Source organism: Pseudomonas sp. Xaverov 259 (assembly GCF_019352915.1).
Classification (GTDB): Bacteria; Pseudomonadota; Gammaproteobacteria; order Pseudomonadales; family Pseudomonadaceae; genus Aquipseudomonas.
Genome location: NZ_JAAAFV010000057.1, coordinates 581,053 through 601,106 on the forward strand (window position 1 = coordinate 581,053; position 20,054 = coordinate 601,106).

At 59.5% G+C, this 20,054-nt stretch carries 18 protein-coding genes and 1 pseudogene; 10 read left to right on the plus strand and 9 right to left on the minus strand.

Annotated elements, in window-relative coordinates; translation table 11 throughout:
* Nucleotides 1-5: 5 nt before the first annotated feature.
* The 7 genes from K0H48_RS25465 to yccS all read left to right on the plus strand — a co-directional run bounded on the left by K0H48_RS25465 (nt 6) and on the right by yccS (nt 10,642).
* A complete protein-coding gene (locus tag K0H48_RS25465; protein ID WP_219269715.1) occupies nt 6-1,448 on the plus strand; it encodes a TldD/PmbA family protein in 1,443 nt (480 codons plus the stop codon).
* Nucleotides 1,448-2,764, plus strand: a complete 1,317-nt coding sequence (locus K0H48_RS25470) for a TldD/PmbA family protein (RefSeq protein ID WP_219269717.1) — start codon at nt 1,448-1,450, stop codon at nt 2,762-2,764. Before K0H48_RS25465 ends, K0H48_RS25470 begins: the two co-directional genes overlap by 1 nt.
* Nucleotides 2,765-3,094: 330 nt before the next feature.
* On the plus strand, nt 3,095-3,985 hold the full coding sequence (locus tag K0H48_RS25475; protein WP_219269725.1) for an alpha/beta fold hydrolase: 891 nt from the start codon (nt 3,095-3,097) through the stop codon (nt 3,983-3,985).
* Nucleotides 3,986-4,020: 35 nt separating this feature from the next.
* Nucleotides 4,021-5,448, plus strand: a complete 1,428-nt coding sequence (mdtD, locus tag K0H48_RS25480; protein WP_138813525.1) for a multidrug transporter subunit MdtD — start codon at nt 4,021-4,023, stop codon at nt 5,446-5,448.
* A 130-nt stretch (nt 5,449-5,578) separates the two neighbouring features.
* On the plus strand, nt 5,579-6,916 hold the full coding sequence (gene dbpA / locus K0H48_RS25485) for an ATP-dependent RNA helicase DbpA (protein WP_232626477.1): 1,338 nt from the start codon (nt 5,579-5,581) through the stop codon (nt 6,914-6,916).
* A gap of 131 nt (nt 6,917-7,047) precedes the next feature.
* Entirely contained in the window at nt 7,048-8,226 is a 1,179-nt protein-coding gene (locus K0H48_RS25490) for an NAD(P)/FAD-dependent oxidoreductase (protein ID WP_219269728.1), read from the plus strand.
* Nucleotides 8,227-8,458: 232 nt separating this feature from the next.
* Nucleotides 8,459-10,642 carry a YccS family putative transporter gene (gene yccS / locus K0H48_RS25495; RefSeq protein ID WP_219269731.1) on the plus strand — a complete coding sequence of 728 codons (2,184 nt, stop codon included), beginning with the start codon at nt 8,459-8,461 and terminating at the stop codon, nt 10,640-10,642.
* Between the two features lie 94 nt (nt 10,643-10,736).
* On the opposite strand, the gene K0H48_RS25500 is transcribed toward yccS, so the two are convergent.
* On the minus strand, nt 10,737-11,474 hold the full coding sequence (locus tag K0H48_RS25500; protein ID WP_219269734.1) for an ABC transporter substrate-binding protein: 738 nt from the start codon (nt 11,472-11,474) through the stop codon (nt 10,737-10,739).
* 198 nt (nt 11,475-11,672) lie between these two features.
* On the opposite strand from K0H48_RS25500, the gene K0H48_RS25505 reads away from it, so the two are divergent.
* Complete coding sequence (locus tag K0H48_RS25505; RefSeq protein ID WP_219269736.1) at nt 11,673-12,125, plus strand: GNAT family N-acetyltransferase; 453 nt, start codon at nt 11,673-11,675, stop codon at nt 12,123-12,125.
* A 115-nt stretch (nt 12,126-12,240) separates the two neighbouring features.
* Here the strand turns inward: K0H48_RS25505 and K0H48_RS25510 are convergent, their stop codons facing one another.
* From K0H48_RS25510 to K0H48_RS25520, 3 genes are read right to left on the minus strand one after another with little or no spacing between them, the layout of a single operon-like run.
* On the minus strand, nt 12,241-12,537 hold the full coding sequence (locus K0H48_RS25510) for a helix-turn-helix domain-containing protein (RefSeq protein WP_065929470.1): 297 nt from the start codon (nt 12,535-12,537) through the stop codon (nt 12,241-12,243).
* Nucleotides 12,538-12,556: 19 nt separating this feature from the next.
* Nucleotides 12,557-13,057: a M48 family metallopeptidase gene (locus tag K0H48_RS25515; RefSeq protein ID WP_017139389.1), complete on the minus strand. Its 501-nt coding sequence runs from the start codon at nt 13,055-13,057 to the stop codon at nt 12,557-12,559.
* A 42-nt stretch (nt 13,058-13,099) separates the two neighbouring features.
* Nucleotides 13,100-15,205 carry a bifunctional diguanylate cyclase/phosphodiesterase gene (locus K0H48_RS25520; protein WP_219269739.1) on the minus strand — a complete coding sequence of 702 codons (2,106 nt, stop codon included), beginning with the start codon at nt 15,203-15,205 and terminating at the stop codon, nt 13,100-13,102.
* Between the two features lie 310 nt (nt 15,206-15,515).
* Between K0H48_RS25520 and K0H48_RS25525 the strand changes: the two genes are divergently transcribed.
* Nucleotides 15,516-16,181 (plus strand): polysaccharide lyase family 7 protein, encoded by a 666-nt coding sequence (locus tag K0H48_RS25525; RefSeq protein ID WP_219269742.1) that lies wholly within the window; start codon nt 15,516-15,518, stop codon nt 16,179-16,181.
* Between the two features lie 43 nt (nt 16,182-16,224).
* On the opposite strand, the gene K0H48_RS25530 is transcribed toward K0H48_RS25525, so the two are convergent.
* Nucleotides 16,225-16,620 carry a hypothetical protein gene (locus K0H48_RS25530; RefSeq protein WP_219269745.1) on the minus strand — a complete coding sequence of 132 codons (396 nt, stop codon included), beginning with the start codon at nt 16,618-16,620 and terminating at the stop codon, nt 16,225-16,227.
* Nucleotides 16,621-17,269: 649 nt separating this feature from the next.
* On the opposite strand from K0H48_RS25530, the gene K0H48_RS25535 reads away from it, so the two are divergent.
* On the plus strand, nt 17,270-17,557 hold the full coding sequence (locus K0H48_RS25535) for a fructose-bisphosphate aldolase (RefSeq protein ID WP_219269748.1): 288 nt from the start codon (nt 17,270-17,272) through the stop codon (nt 17,555-17,557).
* A gap of 59 nt (nt 17,558-17,616) precedes the next feature.
* Here K0H48_RS25535 and K0H48_RS25540 read toward each other — a convergent pair whose 3' ends face one another.
* The 4 genes and pseudogenes from K0H48_RS25540 to K0H48_RS25555 all read right to left on the minus strand — a co-directional run bounded on the left by K0H48_RS25540 (nt 17,617) and on the right by K0H48_RS25555 (nt 20,002).
* The gene (locus K0H48_RS25540) at nt 17,617-18,012 is read right to left on the minus strand and encodes a hypothetical protein (RefSeq protein WP_219269753.1); all 396 of its coding nucleotides are present in this window, start codon (nt 18,010-18,012) and stop codon (nt 17,617-17,619) included.
* Between the two features lie 256 nt (nt 18,013-18,268).
* A pseudogene (locus K0H48_RS25545) lies at nt 18,269-18,487 on the minus strand (fructose-1,6-bisphosphate aldolase); the annotation flags it as partial.
* Nucleotides 18,475-19,746, minus strand: a complete 1,272-nt coding sequence (locus K0H48_RS25550) for a type II toxin-antitoxin system HipA family toxin (protein ID WP_219269759.1) — start codon at nt 19,744-19,746, stop codon at nt 18,475-18,477. The gene K0H48_RS25550 and the pseudogene K0H48_RS25545, both read right to left, overlap by 13 nt.
* Nucleotides 19,739-20,002 (minus strand): helix-turn-helix transcriptional regulator, encoded by a 264-nt coding sequence (locus K0H48_RS25555; protein ID WP_257627105.1) that lies wholly within the window; start codon nt 20,000-20,002, stop codon nt 19,739-19,741. The genes K0H48_RS25550 and K0H48_RS25555 overlap by 8 nt, the downstream gene beginning before the upstream one ends.
* Nucleotides 20,003-20,054: the final 52 nt, after the last annotated feature.

Here is a 20,054-nt window from a genome sequence, read left to right on the forward strand (position 1 = left end):
TCCCGATGTTCGACGCCCACCCCACCCTCAAACAGCACTTCAGTGCCCTGCGCACCCGCGCCGAATTCTTCTCGCTGCGTTACGTGCGCGAATCCGGCCAGTACCTGTCGGTCCGCAAGAACGTCGCCGAGCCGCCACACCTGAGCCACGACGAGGGCGCGATGCTCACCGTGCGTCTTAATGGCGTAGAAGCCTACGCCGCCACCAACGATATTTCCCTCGCCGGCCTGCAAGCCGCCCTTGAGCGCGCCGAGCAGCAAGCCCGGCAGATTTCGCCCCACGCCCTGCTCGACTTGCACACACAACACGTCTCCAGCGACGTGGCCGACTATTTGTCGCCAGACCTCGACCAGCCCTTCCCGTCCCTGAGCGACTGCTACCAACTGCTCGGCGATGAATCCGCCAGCGTGCCCAAGGATGAGCGCCTGGTGAGCTGGGAAGTCAGCCTGGGCACCACGCACGTCGAGCAGATCTACCTCAACAGCGCCGGTGCCGAGTTGCGCCAGGCCCAGCGTTTTGTCTTTCCGGGCCTGAGCGTCACCGCGTTCGACGGCAACGACAGCCAGACCCGCACCCTGGGCGGCACCAATTTCGGCCAGCAAGGCAGTGCGAACGTGATTCGCCGCTTCGGCCTGGCCGGCGCCGCCCGTACAGTCGCCGACGAAGCCCTGCAACTGCTGCTCGCGCCGAACACGCCCCACGGCCCACGCGACCTGCTGCTGATGCCTGACCAGATGATCCTGCAGATCCACGAGTCCATCGGCCATCCGCTGGAACTGGACCGCATCCTGGGCGATGAGCGTAACTACGCCGGCACCAGCTTTGTGAAGGCCAGCGACTTCGGCCACCTGCAATACGGCTCGCCCTTGCTCAACGTGACCTTCGACCCGGACATCCCCGAACAGCTCGCCAGCTACGGGCATGACGACGACGGCACGGCTGCCAGCAAACAATTCCTGATCCGCGATGGCCTGCTGCTCAAGCCTTTGGGCGGCGCGCTGTCGCAATTTCGCGCGAACCTGCCAGGCGTGGCCAACAGCCGCGCGTGTAGCTGGAACCGCCCGCCCATCGACCGCATGGCCAACCTCAATATCGAAGCCGGCGACAAGACCCAGGCCGAACTGGTCAGCGGCATCGAGCACGGCATTCTGATGAGTACCAACCGCTCCTGGTCCATCGATGACGCGCGCAATAAATTCCAGTTCGGCTGTGAATGGGGCCAGTTGATCGAAAACGGCGAACTCAAGGGCGTGGTCAAAAACCCCAACTACCGCGCCATCTCCGCGCAGTTCTGGCGCAACCTCAGCGCCGTCGGCGACGCCAGCACCTTCCAGGTCTTGGGCACGCCCAACTGCGGCAAAGGCGAACCCAACCAGGTGATCCGCGTGGGCCACGCCTCACCGGCCTGTGTGTTCAGTGATATCGACGTGTTTGGGGGAGACGCCTGATGAACAACTTCAAGGCACTGGTGGACTGGCTCAAGCAAGCCGTCACCGACAAGGAACACTTTCACCTGGGCTACGCTGACGAGTCGTCCGAGTTCGTGCGCTTCAACCACGCCAAGGTGCGCCAAGCCGGGCAGGTGCAACAGGCCAGCCTCAACCTCAAGCTGATCAACGATGGCCGCCACGCCGACCTCGGTATCACCCTGGCCGGTGAGCCGGCACTGGATCGCCAGCGCCTCGCCGATGGCCTGCAACAACTGCGCGAAACCTTGCCCTTGTTGCCGCAGGATCCGTACCTGCTGCTGAACCACAACGCCTGGCAAAACCACAACGAACAGTTGCGACCGCTGCCCGAGCTGGCCCAGGTGCTGGCAGACATCAGCCAAGCCGCCGAAGGCGTGGACCTGGTTGGCTTCTACGCTGCCGGCCCGATCAGCCGTGGCTTTGCCAGTTCCGACGGCGCGTTCGGTTGGCACCAGGCCAATAGCTTCAACTTCGATTTCAGCCTGTTCCACGCCAACGGCGAAGCGGTGAAGGCCAGCTACGCCGGGCACACCTGGGACAGTGCCGAGTTCGCCGCACGCTTCCAGCAGGCCCGCGAGCAGTTGGCGTTCCTCGGCCGCCCGCTGCACCAGCTGCCTCCCGGCCAATACCGCGCCTACCTTGCCCCGGCGGCGCTGGAAGAAATCTTCAGCATCGTCACCTGGGGCGGGTTTTCCGCCCAGGCCATCGCCAGCAAAGGCAGTTGCCTGCAAAAGCTCTACACGGGTGAGCAGTCGTTAAGCCCGCTGGTGAAGGTCGATGAACAGATCAGCGGCTCGTTGAGCCAGGCGTTTTCCACCGAAGGCTACCCGCGCGGCGATGTCACCCTGATCAACGCCGGCAAAGCCGAAGGCCAACTGATCAACTCACGCAGCGCTGCCGAATACGGCCTGAGCACCAACGGCGCCAGCAGCGACGAGTCGCCCAGCGCCTTGCAAATGGCCGCCGGCAACCTGGCCCAGGCCGATATCCTCAAGCAATTGGGCACTGGCTTGTACATCAGCAACCTGTGGTACTTGAACTACTCGGACCTGCCGGCGGCACGCCTGACCGGCATGACCCGCTTCGCCACCTTCTGGGTCGAAGACGGTGAGATCAAGGCGCCGGTGAGCACCATGCGCTTTGATGACAGTGTCTACAGCCTGCTCGGCTCACAGCTTGAAGCGCTGACCCTTGAACGGGAGCTGCTGTTGTCGGCGAGTACCTACAGCCAGCGCAATACCTCATCCAACCTGCTGCCGGGTGCGCTGGTCAAGCGCCTGACGCTCACTCTGTAAATACAAATCCCCTGTGGGAGCGGGCTTGTGTGGGAGCTGGCTTGCCTGCGATGCAGTCACCTCGGTGTGTCAGTCACACCGCAGTGATGCCATCGCAGGCAAGCCAGCTCCCACATAGGCCAGCTACCAGACAAGCCAGTTCCCACATAGGCTTGTATTGATTTCAGACACCTCGTTTCATCCCTTCCTACCGCAAAATCCCATCTAACACTTCTCTCCGTACGCTCTGTTGTCGCCCGCAAAAAACCTCGTTATAACGGTTAGTGGCATCCCGCCACCTACCCCACGAGAGCACGACCTTGCCCGGGAAGGGCAAGCTGGAGCGTTGACATGAACCATGGAAGTTTTGTCATAGAGAAGCTGTTCAAGCACTACAACGTGCATGTTGAGCAGCTAGGAAACGATTCGGAAAAAAACACTGTCTTGATGGTCAACGGTGCACTGTCCACCACGCGCTCTTTCGCGCGAACCAGCAAATGCCTGGCGGAGCATTTCAATGTGCTGCTGTTCGACCTGCCGTTCTCCGGCTATTCGCGCGAGCACAACACCGACCTCGACCTTGTGACCAAGGACGACGAGGTGCAAATCCTGCGCGCGCTGGTGGAGCGCTTCGAGGTCAACCATCTGGTGTCCGCCTCCTGGGGCGGCATCTCCACCTTGCTGACCCTGGCCCATAACCCGCCGTCCATCCAAAGCTCGGTGGTGATGGCGCTGGCGCCCAACCTCAACCAGGCCATGCTCGACTACGTGGAGCGTGTGCGCGTGCTGATCGAGGCCGATGACAAATCCGCCGTCGGCCACTTGCTCAACGAGACCGTCGGCAAATACCTGTCGCCGCGCCTCAAGCGCAACAACCATCGGCACCTGTCGAGCATGGCCACCACCGAATACCGCCAGGCGCGCTTTCATATCCATCAGGTGCTGGCCTTGGGCGATGGCAACTACCTGCCGGCACTCAAGCAGATTGAAACCCCGGTGCACTTCCTCAATGGCACACTGGATGAATACACGCCGGCGGCCGAGGCCCAACTGTTCAAGCAATACATTGGGCGCAGCAGCTTTGCGGTCGCCGAACACACCGGCCATCTGCTCGACCTGGAGTCGCGCGAAGCGGCCATGGCGGTGCACCGTGCGCTGTTGGATTTCCTGGTGGGAGAGCACGCAACACTGTCGGAATTAGACGAACCGCCAGTGGGAAAAGGAGCGACGGATGGCGCATAATCGCCAACACATAGCCTGATAATAAAAGGGTTCACATGCCGAATCGCGCCCCTCTCGATGCCAAGACCGCCCGCTGGCTACCCTGGGTGGTAGCGATTGCCTTCTTCATGCAGTCGCTGGACGGGACGATTCTCAACACCGCCCTGCCGGCCATGGCGCGGGACTTGGCGGAAAACCCGCTGCGCATGCAAGGGGTGGTGATCGCCTACATGCTCACCGTCGCCTTGCTGATCCCGGCTTCGGGCTGGGTGGCCGATCGCTTCGGTACCAAAAAAATCTTCTTCGGCGCCATCATGCTGTTCAGCATCGGCTCCTTGCTGTGCGCCTTGTCGAGCAGCTTGACCATGCTGGTGGGCGCGCGGGTCATCCAGGGCTTGGGCGGTGCGCTGATGCTGCCGGTCGGGCGGCTGGTGGTCCTACGCGCTTATCCGCGCTCCGAACTGGTGCGCATCATGGGTTTCATCACCATTCCCGGCCTGCTCGGCCCACTGCTCGGCCCGACCATGGGCGGCTGGATGGTGCAATACCTGACCTGGCACTGGATCTTCCTGATCAACCTGCCCGTGGGCATGGTTGGTTGCTACGCCGTGTGGAAACTCATCCCCGACTTGCGCGGCAGCGAACGCACGCGCTTTGACAGTGTGGGGTTTGTGCTGTTTGGCGCGGCGATGGTGCTGATCACCATCGCCATGGAAGGCCTGGGCGAACTGCACCTGCCGCACCTGCGGGTGATGTTGCTGTTGTTCGGCGGGCTCGCCTGCCTGGCCGCGTACTGGCTGCGTGCCGGGCATATCGATAACCCACTGTTCTCGCCGGTGCTGTTCAAGACCCGCACCTTTGCCGTGGGCATCCTCGGCAACCTGTTCGCCCGATTGGGCAGCGGCGCGCTGCCGTTTCTGGTGCCGTTGCTGCTGCAAGTGGCGCTGGGTTATTCGCCCTCGGAAGCCGGCATGAGCATGTTGCCGCTGGCGGCGGCGGCGATGTTTGCCAAGTCCATCGCGCGGCCACTGATCGAGCGGCTGGGCTATCGCGTTGTGCTCACCGGCAACACCCTGGCGCTGGGCATCATGCTGGCCAGCATGGGCCTGGTCAGCGAACACACGCCATACCCGCTGCTGCTGTGCATGCTGGCGGTGCTGGGCGCGATCAACTCGCTGCAATTTACCGCGATGAACACCGTCACCCTGATCGACCTCGACGACGCCCAGGCCAGCAGTGGCAACAGTTTGCTCTCGGTGGTGGCGCAATTGTCCTTGAGCCTGGGCGTAGCCTGTGCCGGTGCCTTGCTCGGCGGCTTTACTGCCGAAGCGGGCAATGACGGCGTGGAAAGCGTGCTGGGCGCGTTCCAACTGACCTTCCTTACCGTCGGCATCATGGCCATGCTGGCAGCGGCGATCTTCCTGCAACTGTCGCCAAAAGACGGCAAACGGGTGGTCAGCCGCGAGCACGACCTTGAGCATTAACAGGCTTCTCGTCTAGAACTTGCAGGGAAAATCCCACAGGGCTGGTACACTGCGCGACATTTTGTTTTGCAGAGCCAGTCCCGTGACTACCATCGCCACCGCTTTTAATACTTTGCCCCTGTCCGCCGCCATGCTGGCTAACCTCGACTCGCTGGGTTACGTCGAGATGACGCAGATCCAGGCGCAAAGCTTGCCGGTGATCCTCAAGGGGCTGGACCTGATCGCCCAAGCCAAGACCGGCAGCGGCAAGACCGCCGCCTTCGGCATCGGCCTGCTCAACCCGATCAACCCGCGTTACTTCGGCTGCCAGGCGCTGGTGATGTGCCCGACGCGTGAACTGGCCGACCAGGTCGCCAAGGAAATCCGTCGCCTGGCACGTGCCGAAGACAACATCAAGGTACTGACCCTGTGCGGCGGCGTGTCCCTCGGCCCGCAGATCGCTTCGCTGGAACACGGTGCCCACGTGATCGTCGGCACGCCAGGCCGTATCCAGCAGCACCTGCGCAAAGGTTCGCTGGTGCTGGACGGTTTGAACACGCTGATCCTCGACGAAGCTGACCGCATGCTCGACATGGGCTTCTACGACGCCATCGAAGACATCATCAGCAAGACCCCGCCACGCCGCCAGACCCTGCTGTTCTCGGCCACCTACCCGGTGAGCATCAAGCAGCTGGCCTCCAAGTTCATGCGTGCGCCGCAGCAGGTGAAGGCCGAAGCCTTCCACTCCGACGACCAGATCGAGCAGCGTTTCTACGAGATCTCGCCGGAAGAGCGCATGGACGCGGTGACCAAGGTACTGGCGCATTTCCGCCCGGCCTCGTGCGTGGCGTTCTGTTTTACCAAGCAGCAAGTGCAGGAAACTGTGGATCACCTGACCGCCAAAGGCATTTCCGCCGTCGGCCTGCATGGCGACCTGGAGCAGCGCGACCGTGACCAGGTACTGGCGATGTTCGCCAACCGCAGTACTTCGGTGCTGGTTGCCACTGACGTTGCCGCGCGCGGTTTGGACATTGACTCGCTGGACATGGTGATCAACGTCGAACTGGCCCGCGACTCGGAAATCCACATCCACCGCGTAGGCCGTACCGGTCGCGCCGGTGAGACCGGCATCGCCATCAGCCTGGTGGCGCCTTCCGAAGCACACCGCGCCCAGGCCATCGAGCAACTGCAAAAGTCGCCGCTGAACTGGGACCAACTGGACAACCTCAAGCCGCAAAGCGGTGGCCCGTTGCTGCCACAGATGAGCACGCTGTGCATCGCCGCCGGCCGTAAAGACAAGGTACGCCCAGGCGACATCCTCGGCGCACTGACCGGCGACGCCGGCATCCCGGGTGCCCAGGTCGGCAAGATCGCGATCTTTGATTTCCAGGCGTTCGTGGCTGTTGAGCGCGGGATCGCCAAGCAGGCGTTGCAGCGTTTGAATGACGGCAAGATCAAAGGCCGCTCGTTGCGCGTGCGGATCCTCTGACCTGATCATTCCCACGCTCCGCGTGGGAATGCATCCCGTGACGCTCTGCGTCACAAAGCGGACGCAGAGCGTCCATGGCGGCATTCCCACGCAGAGCGTGGGAACGATCTGATGAACATGAGGACACCGTTTTGCGCTCGACCGAAGTTGTGATCATTGGCGCCGGCGCCGCAGGCTTGATGTGCGCACTGACCGCCGCCGGGCGTGGGCGCAAGGTGATGCTGATCGACCACGCCAACAAGGCCGGCAAAAAGATCCTGATGTCCGGCGGTGGCCGCTGCAATTTCACCAATATGTACACCGAGCCGGCCAACTTCCTCTCGCACAACGCGCACTTCTGCAAATCCGCCCTGGCCCGCTACACCCAGTGGGATTTCATCGAGCTGGTGGCCAAGCACGGCGTGCCGTACCACGAGAAAAAGCTCGGCCAGCTGTTCTGCGATAACAAGTCCAGCGACATCCTCGGCATGCTGCTCGATGAATGCATCCAGACCGGCGTGAGCCTGCACCTGGACACCTCGATCGAGGAAATCGCCAAAGTCGACGGCGGCTATCAACTGCAAACCACCTTGGGTGAGCTGCGCTGCGAATCCCTGGTGATCGCCACCGGCGGCCTGTCGATTCCGACCCTGGGCGCCACCGGTTTTGGTTACCAGGTAGCCAAGCAGTTCGGCCACGAACTGCTGCCGACCCGCGCAGGTCTGGTGCCGTTTACCATTACCGACCAGCTCAAGGAGTTGTGCGGCGAGCTGTCCGGGACTTCCGTGGATTGCCTGGTGAGCTGCAATGACCAGAGTTTTCGCGAGAACATCCTGTTTACCCACCGTGGCCTCAGTGGCCCGGCGATTTTGCAGATATCTTCCTACTGGGAGTCCGGTGACACGGTTGAAATCAACCTGCTGCCCGACCACGACGCCCACACCTGGCTGCAACAGCAACAGGTCGAGCACCCCAACAGCGAGCTGAAAACCCTGCTGGGTGAGATCTTCACCAAGAAGATGGCCAATCTGTTGGCGCAGATCTGGTTTGTGTCCAAGCCGATGAAGCAATACACCCACGCCGAAGTGGCCGACATTGCGCAAAAGCTGTCGAGCTGGCAGTTGGTGCCGGCGGGCACCGAAGGCTATCGCACGGCCGAGGTGACGCTGGGCGGTGTAGACACGCGGGAAGTGTCGTCCAAGACCATGGAATCGCTGAAAAGCCCGGGGCTGTACTTTATTGGTGAAGTGCTGGATGTGACCGGTCACTTGGGCGGGTTCAACTTCCAGTGGGCCTGGGCTTCCGGTTACGCAGCCGCGCAATACGCCTGAAGGTTGTACGCGGTCAACATGTGGGAGCTGGCTCGTCGAATCGTCGCACCGCTGCGATAGCGGTGGTGGATTCACCGCCGCTATCGCAGGCAAGCCAGCTCCCACAGTAGTTTCGTGGTGTTCTTAAGATGTTGGCTGGAATAAATTTTGCTGTTACATGTGATCGCCACGCTTGCCGTGGCGTCATTACTGGCTCAATTTAGCGGCATCGTCCCGGAAGACTCCAGACTTCATGTCATCGACCTCGTTCAAGCAGTCCATGCGGCGCCTGTGGGCGCTGGATAAATTCAGTTACAGCGTTCGGGTATTCATCGCCCTCACCGGCAGCATGGCGCTGTGCTGGTATCAAAACGAAATGACGTTGCTGATCCCGCTGTTCCTGGGGATTATCGCCAGCGCCTTGGCCGAGACCGATGACAGTTGGCAAGGCCGCCTGAATGCGCTGGCGGTAACGCTGGTGTGTTTCAGTGTTGCCGCGCTGTCGGTTGAACTGCTGTTCCCTTATCCCTGGATCTTCGCCATCGCCCTGGCCCTGGCCAGCTTCTGCCTGACCATGCTCGGCGCGTTGGGCGAACGTTATGGCGCGATTGCATCGGCCACGCTGATTCTGTCGGTGTACACCATGATCGGTGTGGACCAGCGCGGTGGTGCCGTCACTGATTTTTGGCATGAGCCATTGCTGCTGGTGGCAGGTGCGGCGTGGTATGGCGTGCTGTCGGTGCTGTGGCAGGTGCTGTTTTCCAACCAGCCGGTGCAGCAAAGCCTGGCGCGGTTGTTTCGCGAGCTGGGGCGTTACCTCAAGCTCAAATCGTCGCTGTTCGAGCCGATCCGCCAATTGGATGTGGAAGCGCGCCGCCTGGAACTGGCCCAGCAAAATGGCCGGGTAGTGGCGGCGCTGAATGCCGCCAAAGAAATCATCCTGCACCGCGTAGGCAATGGCCGACCAGGTTCGAAAGTCAGCCGTTACCTGAAGCTGTACTTTCTGGCCCAGGATATCCACGAACGCGCGAGCTCGTCCCACTACCCTTACAACGCCCTGGCCGAAGCCTTCTTCCACAGCGACGTGTTGTTCCGCTGTCAGCGCCTGTTGCGCCAGCAAGGCAAGGCCTGCCAGGCCCTGGCCGAATCGATCCAACTGCGCCAGCCGTTCATTTACGACGACAGCTTCGCCGAAGCGCTGGGCGACTTGAACGCCTCGCTAGAACACCTGCGCATCCAGAGCAACCCGGCCTGGCGCGGTCTGTTGCGTTCGTTGCGGGCCCTGGCCGCCAACCTGTCGACCCTCGACCGTTTGCTTGGCGACGCCAGCAACCCCGACTCCCTGGCCGACGCCACCGACAGCAGCCTGCTGGACCGTGCACCGCGCAACCTCAAGGAAATGTGGACACGCCTGCGCACGCAACTGACGCCGACCTCATTGCTGTTCCGCCACGCCCTGCGCCTGCCGCTGGCACTGAGTATCGGCTATTGGATGGTGCACTTGATCCACCCCTCCCAGGGCTACTGGATCATCCTCACCACCCTGTTCGTGTGCCAGCCGAACTACGGCGCCACGCGGCGCAAGCTGGGCCAGCGGATCATCGGCACCGCCATCGGCCTGACCGTGGCCTGGGCGCTGTTCGACCTGTTCCCAAGCCCGTTGGTGCAGTCGATGTTCGCCATCGCCGCAGGCCTGGTGTTCTTTATCAACCGCACCACCCGCTACACCTTGGCCACGGCGGCGATCACCTTGATGGTGCTGTTCTGCTTCAACCAGGTGGGCGATGGTTACGGGCTGTTCCTGCCAAGGCTGTTCGATACCTTGCTGGGCAGCTTGATTGCCGGCCTGGCGGTGTTTCTGTTCCTGCCGGACTGGCAAGGCCGGCGCCTGAACAAAGTGCTGGCCAACACCCTGACCTGCAACAGCATCTACCTGCGCCAGATCATGCAGCAATACGCCGCCGGCAAGCGCGACGACCTGGCCTACCGGTTGGCGCGGCGCAATGCGCACAACGCCGATGCGGCGCTGTCGACCACGCTGGCGAATATGCTGATGGAGCCCGGGCATTTCCGTAAGGAGGCCGATGTGGGCTTCCGCTTCCTGGTGCTGTCGCATACTTTGCTCAGCTACCTTTCCGGGCTGGGTGCGCACCGTGAAACCCAGTTACCCGCCGATGTGCGTGAGCACTTGATCGAAGGGGCCGGTAACAGCCTGGCGGCGAGTATCGACGAGATTGCTACAGGGCTGGCCAACAAGCAGCCAATCGCGATTCAGAGTGATGCCGAGGAGGCGTTGGCGGCGGACCTGGAGCAGATGCCTGATGAGATTGATGAAGGGCAGCGGTTGGTGCAGACGCAACTGGCGTTGATCTGCCGGCAGTTGGGGCCGTTGCGCACGTTGGCGGCGCATTTGATCAAAGATACCAGCGCGGCGTAGACCGCTTTCGCAGGCAAGCCAGCTCCCACATTTGACTGTGTTCACAAATCAAAATGTGGGAGCTGGCTTGCCTGCGATGGGGCCAGCAGAAACACTACATCCCGTGCTCCTTCATCAACTTTGCATAACTGCCATCTGCCTTCATCCTGGCAATCTCCCGATCAAAGCTGGCCACGATCTGCTCATGCTCGGGGTTCTTCAGGCTCACCAGAATATGCAGGCTGTTCTCGCTCAGCGGCTTGGGTAAAAACTCCACTGCATTGCGCACCCGTGGCGACTCCCGTGCCAGGTAATAGCGGGCCACGAACTCATCTTCCAGCGTCAGCTTGACGCGATTGGCCGCCAGCATGCGCACGGCCATGGCGAAGTTGTGCACCGGCACTTTCTGCAACTGCGTATCCTGGTCGAACGCTGCCGAATAGGCATAGCCGCGCACCACCGCGATGGGGTCGTCGTGCAGTTGTTCCAGGTTCTGATAGTCAATGGGGTCGTCGCGGCGTTTGATAAAGCGCACGCGGTTAAGCAGGTATTCGCCGGAAAACTGGCCCAGCTTGGTGCGGGCATCGTCGTACCAGGCGTTGATCAACACGTCGTAACGGCCATCGCCCACACCCATCAGCGCCCGCGCCCAGGGCACCTGTTCGAAATCACTGGCATAGCCTGCCCGGGCCAGCGCCGTACTGACGATATCGGTGGCCAGGCCGCCGTTGATCAACGTGGAATCGGTAAAGGGTGGCCAAGCATCCGCTACCAGGCGCAGGCGCTGCGCCACCGCCGGCTGGGCCAGCAACAGCACTCCTATCAAAGCAACGGCACGAGAAAATCGCGGCATGCTCAAAGTCCTTGGCGGGCAGGCATTGGCCTGATAACAGTAGCTCATCAATGAGCCTGCATTGCAGATTACACAAAGAAGCCGGTGGCGATCGGACTGAATGATGGCAAATTGACGCCATTCACAAAAATGCTCAATTTAGACAGGACAGGCGGCGGCGCTTACTATCGGCCACAGACATTAATAAGGGAAAACGCCATGACGGTTGAATGGGTCTGCAAACATCACGAAGACCTCGGCAAAGAGCAGCTATACACCATTATGCGTCTGCGCAATGAGGTGTTCGTCGTCGAGCAAAAATGCGTTTATCAAGACCTCGACGGGCAGGATCTTTCCGGTGATACCCACCACTTGATGGCCTGGAAGGATGACGTGCTGGTGGCTTACCTGCGCCTGCTGGACCCGGAATCCCAGGGCGGTGATGTGGTGATTGGCCGGGTAATCGTCGCGCCAGTGGCACGCGGCACCGGCTTGGGGCACCAGATGATGGAAGAAGCGCTCAAGCGCATTGAAGACATCTGGCCGCAGACACCGATCTATCTGTCAGCCCAGGCGCATTTGCAGGGGTATTACGGGCGGTATGGGTTTGAGGTGGCGGGTGAGGAATACCTGGAGGATGACATTCCCCATATTGGTATGCGGCGTAGCTGAGGGCCTCTTCGCGAGCAAGCCCGCTCCCACATTTAACCGCGTACATACTTTGAAATGCGGTGGAATGTGGGAGCGGGCTTGCTCGCGAAGGCGCCAGACGATCCACCACAAAACCTCAGGGATAACCCAACACCTGCTTGACCACCCCAAGGTTCGCCTCGATCCAGCGCCGATCAATCGCGCCCCAGCTACGAATCCGATAACACCCGGCATGATTGCGCGCGCCGTCTTCCTGCTCAAATTCACACACGATATCCAGATCAGCCAACGCCGCAATCGTGTCCTGCGCCGTGCGCCGTGGCATGCCGGTGGCATCGGTCAGTGCCGGCACGCTGCTGGCCTGGCCGCTGTCGATCAGGTAGGCCACATACAGCCGGCGGTAGAAACTGCTTTTGGTCTTGCTCACATCCATGCTCGAACGCCTTGTGAAGTTAGGGCTTGCCCTGCAAGTCGCGATAAGTGAGGTACACCCGCAGGTCGAATTCCACCTGATGGTAGCCCGGCATCATGTACTCACAGAGTTTATAGAACGCCTTGTTGTGGTCCGATTCCTTGAAGTGCGCCAGCTCGTGTACCACGATCATGCGCAGAAACTCCGGTGCGGCCTCCTTGAACAACGCCGCAATGCGGATCTCTTTCTTGGCTTTGAGATTGCCGCCCTGCACCCGCGAAATCGTAGTGTGCAGGCCCAGGGCGCGGTGGGTGAGGTCCAGGCGGTTGTCGAACAGCACTTTGTCGATGGCCGGCGCGTTACGCAGGTGTTCCTGCTTGAGCGCCAAGGCATAGCTGTATAACGCCTTGTCGCTCTGCACGCCGTGGCGCTCGGGGTAGCGCTGCTCCAGGTAGGCGCCCAACTGGTCCTTGGCGATCAATTGGCGCACTTGCTCCTGGAGCGCTGCGGGGTAGGCCTGGAGGTATTTCAGCGCGGTCATGGGGTTCTGCAACAGGGTTTGAATGCCGCCAGTGTAGCGAATTCACAGCAGACGAGGGTGAGACCAGGCAGCCACTTCCTCCGCCACCAACGGTTGGGCCGCCAACGGCCCCTGAATAAAGGCGCAGCCATTGGCCTTGAGCCACGTTGACTGCTCGAGGGTTTCCACGCCCTCGGCGATCACCAACACCTCAAAATGTGCGCATAACTGAATAATACTGCGCGCCATCGCCGCGTCCCGTACCGAGCCTGGCAGGCGCGCCACCAGTTGCGGGTCGAGCTTGAGCGTATCGAACTCCAGGTCCCGCAGATGGGCCAGGGAGCATTGGCCCAGGCCGAAGTCATCCAAGGCAGTGCGCACGCCGATCTGGCGCAATAACTTGAGCTGCTTATGGGTCTCTTCAAGGTTACTCATCAGGCTGTCTTCGCTGATTTCCACCTCCAGCTGGCGCCCCTGTAACCCATGCCGCTCGAGTACCTGCTGCAGTTGGCTGGCGAGGTTGGGCATGTTGAACTGGCTGGCACTCAAGCTCACGCTCAGCACCAGCTCTTCATCGAAGGTGGCTTGCCAGGCCTGGCGCTGCGCGGCGACTTGCTGGTAGATCCAGGCGCTCAACTGGCTGATCAGCCGCGCCTCTTCCAGCAGCGGCAAGAACAAGCCCGGCGGCACATCGCCGACGCTTGGGTGCTGCCAGCGCAACAGCGCTTCGACGCCACGCAAGCGCCCGTCTTCCAGCGAAACCTGGGGCTGGTAGACCAGGGTGAAATCCTTGTTTTGAATCGCGGTGCGCACGCTGTCTTCGAGCATCAGCCGCGAACGGGCACGGCCGTTCATTTCCTGATCGTAATAGCGATATTGCTGACGCCCCGCGCGCTTGGCTTCGTACATGGCGATATCCGCCGCACGCAACAGGCCGCTCAGGTCAGAGCCGCAGTCCGGGAATGTGGCGATGCCGATGCTGACACCGAGCATCACCTCCAAACCGTCGACTTGCTGGCACACAGACACCCGTTCGATCAGTTTTTCCGCAATCTTGGCGGCCTGCTCCGGGAACTCCAGCTCCAGCAACGCGGTGAACTCATCCCCGCCCATACGCCCGAGAATGTCGTAGGAGCGCAGGCAGGCCTGCATCTGCTCCGAGACCCAGCGCAGCACGCGGTCGCCGGCGTCGTGGCCCAACGAGTCGTTGACCCGCTTGAAACCGTCCAGGTCCAGGTACAGCAATACCAGCGACTGCTCGTTACGCTCGCTGCGCAGCAAGGTGTTTTCCACCGCCTGGTGAAAGCCGCGCCGGTTCAACAGCCCGGTCAGCGGATCGGTCACGGCCTGGAACTCCAGTTGCTGATGCAGGTGGCGCACCTCGGACATGTCCAGCACGGTCACCACCATGGCCTTCTGCTCGGCGGGCAGCGGCGCGCAGGACAACGCCACCGGCACCTGCTGGCCACGGCCGGTGCGCAAGATCGCGTCGTGCTGGCGCCATGTCTCACCCCGGCGGTATGCCTCGTACATCGGGAAACTCAACCACGCGGGCACATGGGGCTTTTGCAGGAAGCTCAAGAAGCTCTCGCCCTGCAACTCGGCCATTGTGGCGTTCAGCAAGCGCGAAATAGCCGGGTTGGCGTACTCGATCACACTGCCCTCGCCCACCACCAAAAGGCCTTCGGCGGCGTTGTCGAGCACCGAGGCGTTAAAGGCACGCGCCTGCTCCAAGTCGTGGCTCAGGCGCTGCAAGGCACGGCGATTGCGCTGGTGCTCCAGCAGGGCCTGAACCTTGGGCTTGAGGACCTGCGGGTCAAAGGGTTTGAACAGATAGTCGATCGCACCGCTGGCATAGCCTTCCTGCACGGCGGCGGACGATTGAGCGTGGGCGGTGAGGAAGATAATCGGCGTCATGCGCGTGCGCTGGCTGCCGCGCATCAGGCGCGCGACTTCAAAGCCATCCATGCCGGGCATGCGCACGTCCAGCAACACCAGGTCGACCTCATGGACAAGTAGCAACTCCAAGGCTTCCAACCCGGAAGCGGCCGTAATCACGTGCCAGTCTTCACGCTGCAAAAGCGCACGCATGCTGATGAGGTTCTCCGGGTAGTCATCGACTACCAAAAGAACCGAACTGCCATCGCCGAGGTGTGGAGCGCAATCCATGCTACGTCTCTTCCTTGAGGGGCTGCACCGGTCACTTCTGCTACAAAAACCGGACAAACACTGAGGGCTCACTCTAGCCCCGCTTTAAAAAAAGCAGAAGTGACGTGGATGCCATCATTGCGCCAAAGCTCAGGAAGCCGACTAACGGTCAAGCCCTACAGCCCACGGCCTGTGGGAAACATGGCTTTTTGGCATTTAGCTGACGCCAATTATTTGCCACAAACTGTTTAACAACCGGACAACCACCGCCTATAAAGAAGTTGTACAGCCCTCGCGCTAAAGCCTTCACCCTCTGTAAAAGGCCAACACCATGATCGACCTTTCCACCTGGAACCTCAGCATCCCGGTCGGCTCCCCGCCCACGACCATCGACACCCCCAAGCTGCTGAGCGGCTTCAAAGACCAGTACTTCCAGGCCGAAGGCAGCAACGTGCAATTCTGGACACCCGTGACCGGCACCCGCACCGAAAACGCCATCTACCCACGCAGCGAGTTACGCGAAACCTACGCCGATGGGCGCCTGCGCAACTGGACTTACAACGAGGCCAACAACTTCCTGCGCGCCACCGTGGCCGTCAACCAGGTGCCCTCCAGCGGCAAAGTGGTCATCGGCCAGATCCACGCGTATGACAGCCAGAAACCACTGATCAAGCTGGAGTACCAATTCAAGGAAAAAACCCAGATCGGCAACATCGTCGCCAAGGTGCGCATGCGCCCGGATGATGGTGAGGGGCGTGTGATTACCGTCGCCAGTAATGTGCCATTGGAGAAGAGCTTCACCTATGTGATCAACCTTAATAAGGCCGGCTTGCTCAGCGTGTCTGCCGCAGACGGCCAATGGAACGAGCGCATAGGCGCGGCCTGGGGTGCCAAGCCGCTGTACTTCAAGGCAGGAGTGTATGTGCAGGACAACAGCGGCGACAGCAAGGAAGGCGCGCGGGTGACGTTTGCCAAATTGGATATTGATCACGAATAGCGCGTAAAAGAAGCCCCGTTAACAGCGGGGCTTCTTAGAAGGTTTATTGAACGCACATCAGCATAAAGCCCATCGAGGAGTCACCGGCGGGTTTGTTATCGCCGACTTTGAGTGTTAATACGTTAACGTAGTTTATGGCCGGGACACTGCCCAACTTGGCATGGCCATAGAAGATATGTTCGTTGGAACTGACATCGGTAACCGAGACCGTGCAAAAACGGGGAGGCTCTTTAAATACGCCCGGTATGAACCTGACCTTATAGGTTGAAAAGTAATCAGGCTGCGCGGTCAGCTTTACCTCTTTCAGCCACTTAGGCGACTGCGCCGTAACTTGCCCCTTTTCGTTAACAGATGCGGTGAATAGTCTGCCCTCGGCGTAGGCCAGAGATCCTGCTGCCAACAACGCCATGATAGCGCCAGCGGTTTTAATAAAGCCCATTATCAATTCTCCATCATTGAATATATTTAAAGGCCAATCTTAAAGGACCCAAGGCTGATAAAAGCGCACTTTCAATGGCGTACAAATAAAACAGAAAGTCTATAAATACACAGAGAATTTTACTGACTGGTTTCAGGACACTTCCGATTGCAAACAACTTTTGAGTCGATGATATTCGTAGGCAAACTCCGACAAACACAAAGACTATTCCCTGATCACTCCGACCTCTTAAACACACCACCGAACCCTGTGGGAGCCGGGCTTGCCCGCGATGGCGGTGTGTCAGGCACTGCTGATGTTGGCTGATACACCGCCATCGCGGGCAAGCCCGGCTCCCACATTGGTTATGCTTTGGCTGCAGGTGCTGTGCTCGTCCTACACGACCGTTGCGGGCAGACAGATCGCCGCTTATAGTTCGCCGGTCGCTGAGAACAGCGATAGGGTTTCGCAGCCCTACAGAGTTAATACCGCACCCGTCACAAACGGCCCCGGCGCTCCGCCGACGGCCGTCCTTGTTATGGCGGCTGTGCGTGGGAGACCTTCGGGTCTGCCGGGTCTTAACTCCTCGGTCTGCGAACCCGCGTACAGCTGCCACCCAATTTGTTTCGCAGCAAACGGTGGTCATTCTTCTCTGAGTTAAGGATTCACCATGACCGACCCATTACCACCCCGCCGCTTCTACCCCTGCACCGAGTCCGCCACCGACTCACCCGTGCTCTTGATCGACAGCGCCGCCCCACTGCCCGACCTCCACGCCTGCCTGCGCGAGCGCCTCAACGCAGCCCTCGAACACCTCAACCTGATGGCCTGCTCCAGCCTGCCGGACTTCGCCGAGCGCGACCTGAATAATGTGGCCAATACCGCACGTATCCTGGTGCAGGACGTGAGCGACGTGTTCCGCGTCATCGAGCACCGAGGCTTGGATACCGCCGCCTGATCAGATCCCGGCCACAAAAAGCCCGCAGCGCTGCGGGCTTCCTTTTAAACGCAGACAATTCAGCCCGCAGCGCTTGCCTCACTTTGCTTGGCACACACCAGCAAGAAGCCCGAAGAGGACTGTTGCGTCGAGCCACTATCGACCACGTTAACGAAATCTGCCCGAATGCGGCCATTTATCCTAAACTCACGCCCATTCGAGCGCGCCCCAATGGATGAGGCTCTACAATAGCTTGGTTTTTCTTCAAACACGCCCGAAACGAATATCACCTTATATACTGAGTTGCCATTTAATACGGACACCTTTACTGACTGTATCCACTCAGGCAACTGCGTAAATATCCCCCCACCGCTGTTAATAACAGCAATAAGAGGACGTTTGCTGGCAGCTGCACAGGCAAAAGAACTTACAGCCGCCAACGATAGTGCAACACCAAAACACTTAATTAAATTCATTTTCAACTCTCCATAATCGAATGCTTTAAATACACAACCGAAGCCGACCCTAAGCCAAAAAACTCATAAGAAGGCGTGTTTTTTTCAGATTACAAATAAAACAGAAAGCACCAGGATTCACGCAGCACCAAACTTACAAGCATCAGCGCCTGAGCAACCCACTTCGAATAGTTACAAGCGCCAGGCCCGCTGGTTTAAAAAGCCCAAGCACAAAAAAGCCCGCATCGCTGCGGGCTTCTTTTTAAACGACTAAGGCTTAGTTCACCTTGGCGTTCAACTCACCTTTGAGGTAACGCTGGTACATGGCTTCCAACGAGATCGGCTTGATCTTCGAAGCATTACCGGCAGTACCAAAGGCTTCGTAGCGAGCGATACACACATCACGCATGGCCGTCACGGTGGCGCCGAAGAATTTACGTGGGTCAAATTCGCTCGGGTGGGTGGCCATCAGGCGACGCATTGCTATGGCGCCCGTTTTTCCACTGGCTTTCGTCTCATCCCCAATACCACCGAATCATGAAGCGCCATTGCGCGGCCGGCGTCCCACTCCTTCTGCATCGTTGAAAACAGCTCAACGTCTATGTGTACTTTATGTGCGCTTAGCGCCTCAGACATGGCATCGCTAATTCGCTCAATAATCGCGCCTGGGTTTGCAACACCACAGTGCTTGCGACCGAACTCGATCAGTTGCTGGCGATCCGGGTAGGCCTTTGCCTTGTTCATCTTGATCGCCAAGGTACGGTCGACCAGTGACTGACCAGACTTGGGGTTGTAATTTTCATACACGGTAGTCGTTGTGACATCGAATACAGGGGCTAACTGCACGGTTTCCAGCGCACCGGGATGGGTATAGAGCACACCGAAATTTTTCAGATGAGCATCGCCATTGCGCACCATGACCGACAAGCACACAGATGAATAAAAACGTTCGAGTTCACGCAGCACATCACCCTGCCGGCAAACCTCATTTATCACCGCAGCAAGCGTTTCGTAACTTTGGGAATACTTGTAGTTGTCGTGAGGATCTTTGTTCAGTCCCAACAGCACTGCCATATCCTCGAACCCCAACCTGCCAGACTCCGTCAGATCAAAGCGCTCCATAACAAAAAGATCACCCCGTTCCGACAGCCAGAAACGCGGAGTTTGCATGCCGGCAAGGCGAGCAGCTTCCAAACAGAGGAATTCGTTCTGAGCCAAGTGTGCATATTCATCAGCGCCGGACTTCACGATCAAATCAGAACTGAGCATGGTGTTGCGACTGCCTGTCAGCTTATCCAGGTCAGGTACCAGCACCTTCGGCTGCACCCCGGAAATACCTGACTCAAAGTAGGTCTCGACCAGGAAGTCGAATACGCCTTGTGAGGCATCCGCAGAAAGGATTTCCTGCAACCCCACTTGTGCTTTCACCGGTGCAGAAGCTTCAACGGGGTTCTCGTAACTCAATCGACCGATCTGATTGCCACCAATGATCGACAGCAAACGCATTTCGTCCACCTGCATATGCTTGGCCATGCGACGTTTAATCTGATCAGCCAGGAAACCCTCCGGCACATTCATATCAAAAATCGGGTGCAGGACGTTGCTGACCGCAGGCGTCGGGTCATAGGGCATGACCAATGACACTTCAGACGAAGCCTGCGCCGAGGCATAGGCGAACGAAAACTGTGAGCCTTTGGACAGCTCACCTGCCATGCCTTGGGGCGTGGTTATGTTGAGCCGCTTGATCTTACTCATCGCGCTCTACCAACTCGGCAAGGGATTTGAGGTCGATGCGCCGATCAACCACCTCCAGGGCCATTCCCAATGCGGTAATCACCCTGAATACGGTATACATAGCCACATTCTCCCCCGCTTCAAGATCAATGATTGTCTTGCGACTGCATCGAGCTTTTTCCGCGAGCTGTTGCTGACTGTATTGCTTCGCCCGCCGCAGCTGTCTCAGCCGTTCGCCAAATGCGGGAGGATTGGTGATAAGCAAAATGTCACCCATATAGGACTTTTTAAGTATTAATCATGATTATGTCCACTATAACGGACATTTC

Bases quoted from the DNA above. Each gene is read 5' to 3' on its own strand.
- K0H48_RS25465 (WP_219269715.1), top strand. From the start codon at position 6: ATGTTCGACGCCCACCCCACCCTCAAACAGCACTTCAGTGCCCTGCGC.
- K0H48_RS25470 (WP_219269717.1), top strand. From the start codon at position 1,448: ATGAACAACTTCAAGGCACTGGTGGACTGGCTCAAGCAAGCCGTCACC.
- K0H48_RS25475 (WP_219269725.1), top strand. From the start codon at position 3,095: ATGAACCATGGAAGTTTTGTCATAGAGAAGCTGTTCAAGCACTACAAC.
- mdtD (WP_138813525.1), top strand. From the start codon at position 4,021: ATGCCGAATCGCGCCCCTCTCGATGCCAAGACCGCCCGCTGGCTACCC.
- dbpA (WP_232626477.1), top strand. From the start codon at position 5,579: ATGCTGGCTAACCTCGACTCGCTGGGTTACGTCGAGATGACGCAGATC.
- yccS (WP_219269731.1), top strand. From the start codon at position 8,459: ATGTCATCGACCTCGTTCAAGCAGTCCATGCGGCGCCTGTGGGCGCTG.
- K0H48_RS25500 (WP_219269734.1), bottom strand. From the start codon at position 11,474: ATGCCGCGATTTTCTCGTGCCGTTGCTTTGATAGGAGTGCTGTTGCTG.
- K0H48_RS25505 (WP_219269736.1), top strand. From the start codon at position 11,673: ATGACGGTTGAATGGGTCTGCAAACATCACGAAGACCTCGGCAAAGAG.
- K0H48_RS25510 (WP_065929470.1), bottom strand. From the start codon at position 12,537: ATGGATGTGAGCAAGACCAAAAGCAGTTTCTACCGCCGGCTGTATGTG.
- K0H48_RS25515 (WP_017139389.1), bottom strand. From the start codon at position 13,057: ATGACCGCGCTGAAATACCTCCAGGCCTACCCCGCAGCGCTCCAGGAG.
- K0H48_RS25520 (WP_219269739.1), bottom strand. From the start codon at position 15,205: ATGGATTGCGCTCCACACCTCGGCGATGGCAGTTCGGTTCTTTTGGTA.
- K0H48_RS25525 (WP_219269742.1), top strand. From the start codon at position 15,516: ATGATCGACCTTTCCACCTGGAACCTCAGCATCCCGGTCGGCTCCCCG.
- K0H48_RS25530 (WP_219269745.1), bottom strand. From the start codon at position 16,620: ATGGGCTTTATTAAAACCGCTGGCGCTATCATGGCGTTGTTGGCAGCA.
- K0H48_RS25535 (WP_219269748.1), top strand. From the start codon at position 17,270: ATGACCGACCCATTACCACCCCGCCGCTTCTACCCCTGCACCGAGTCC.
- K0H48_RS25540 (WP_219269753.1), bottom strand. From the start codon at position 18,012: ATGAATTTAATTAAGTGTTTTGGTGTTGCACTATCGTTGGCGGCTGTA.
- K0H48_RS25550 (WP_219269759.1), bottom strand. From the start codon at position 19,746: ATGAGTAAGATCAAGCGGCTCAACATAACCACGCCCCAAGGCATGGCA.
- K0H48_RS25555 (WP_257627105.1), bottom strand. From the start codon at position 20,002: ATGGGTGACATTTTGCTTATCACCAATCCTCCCGCATTTGGCGAACGG.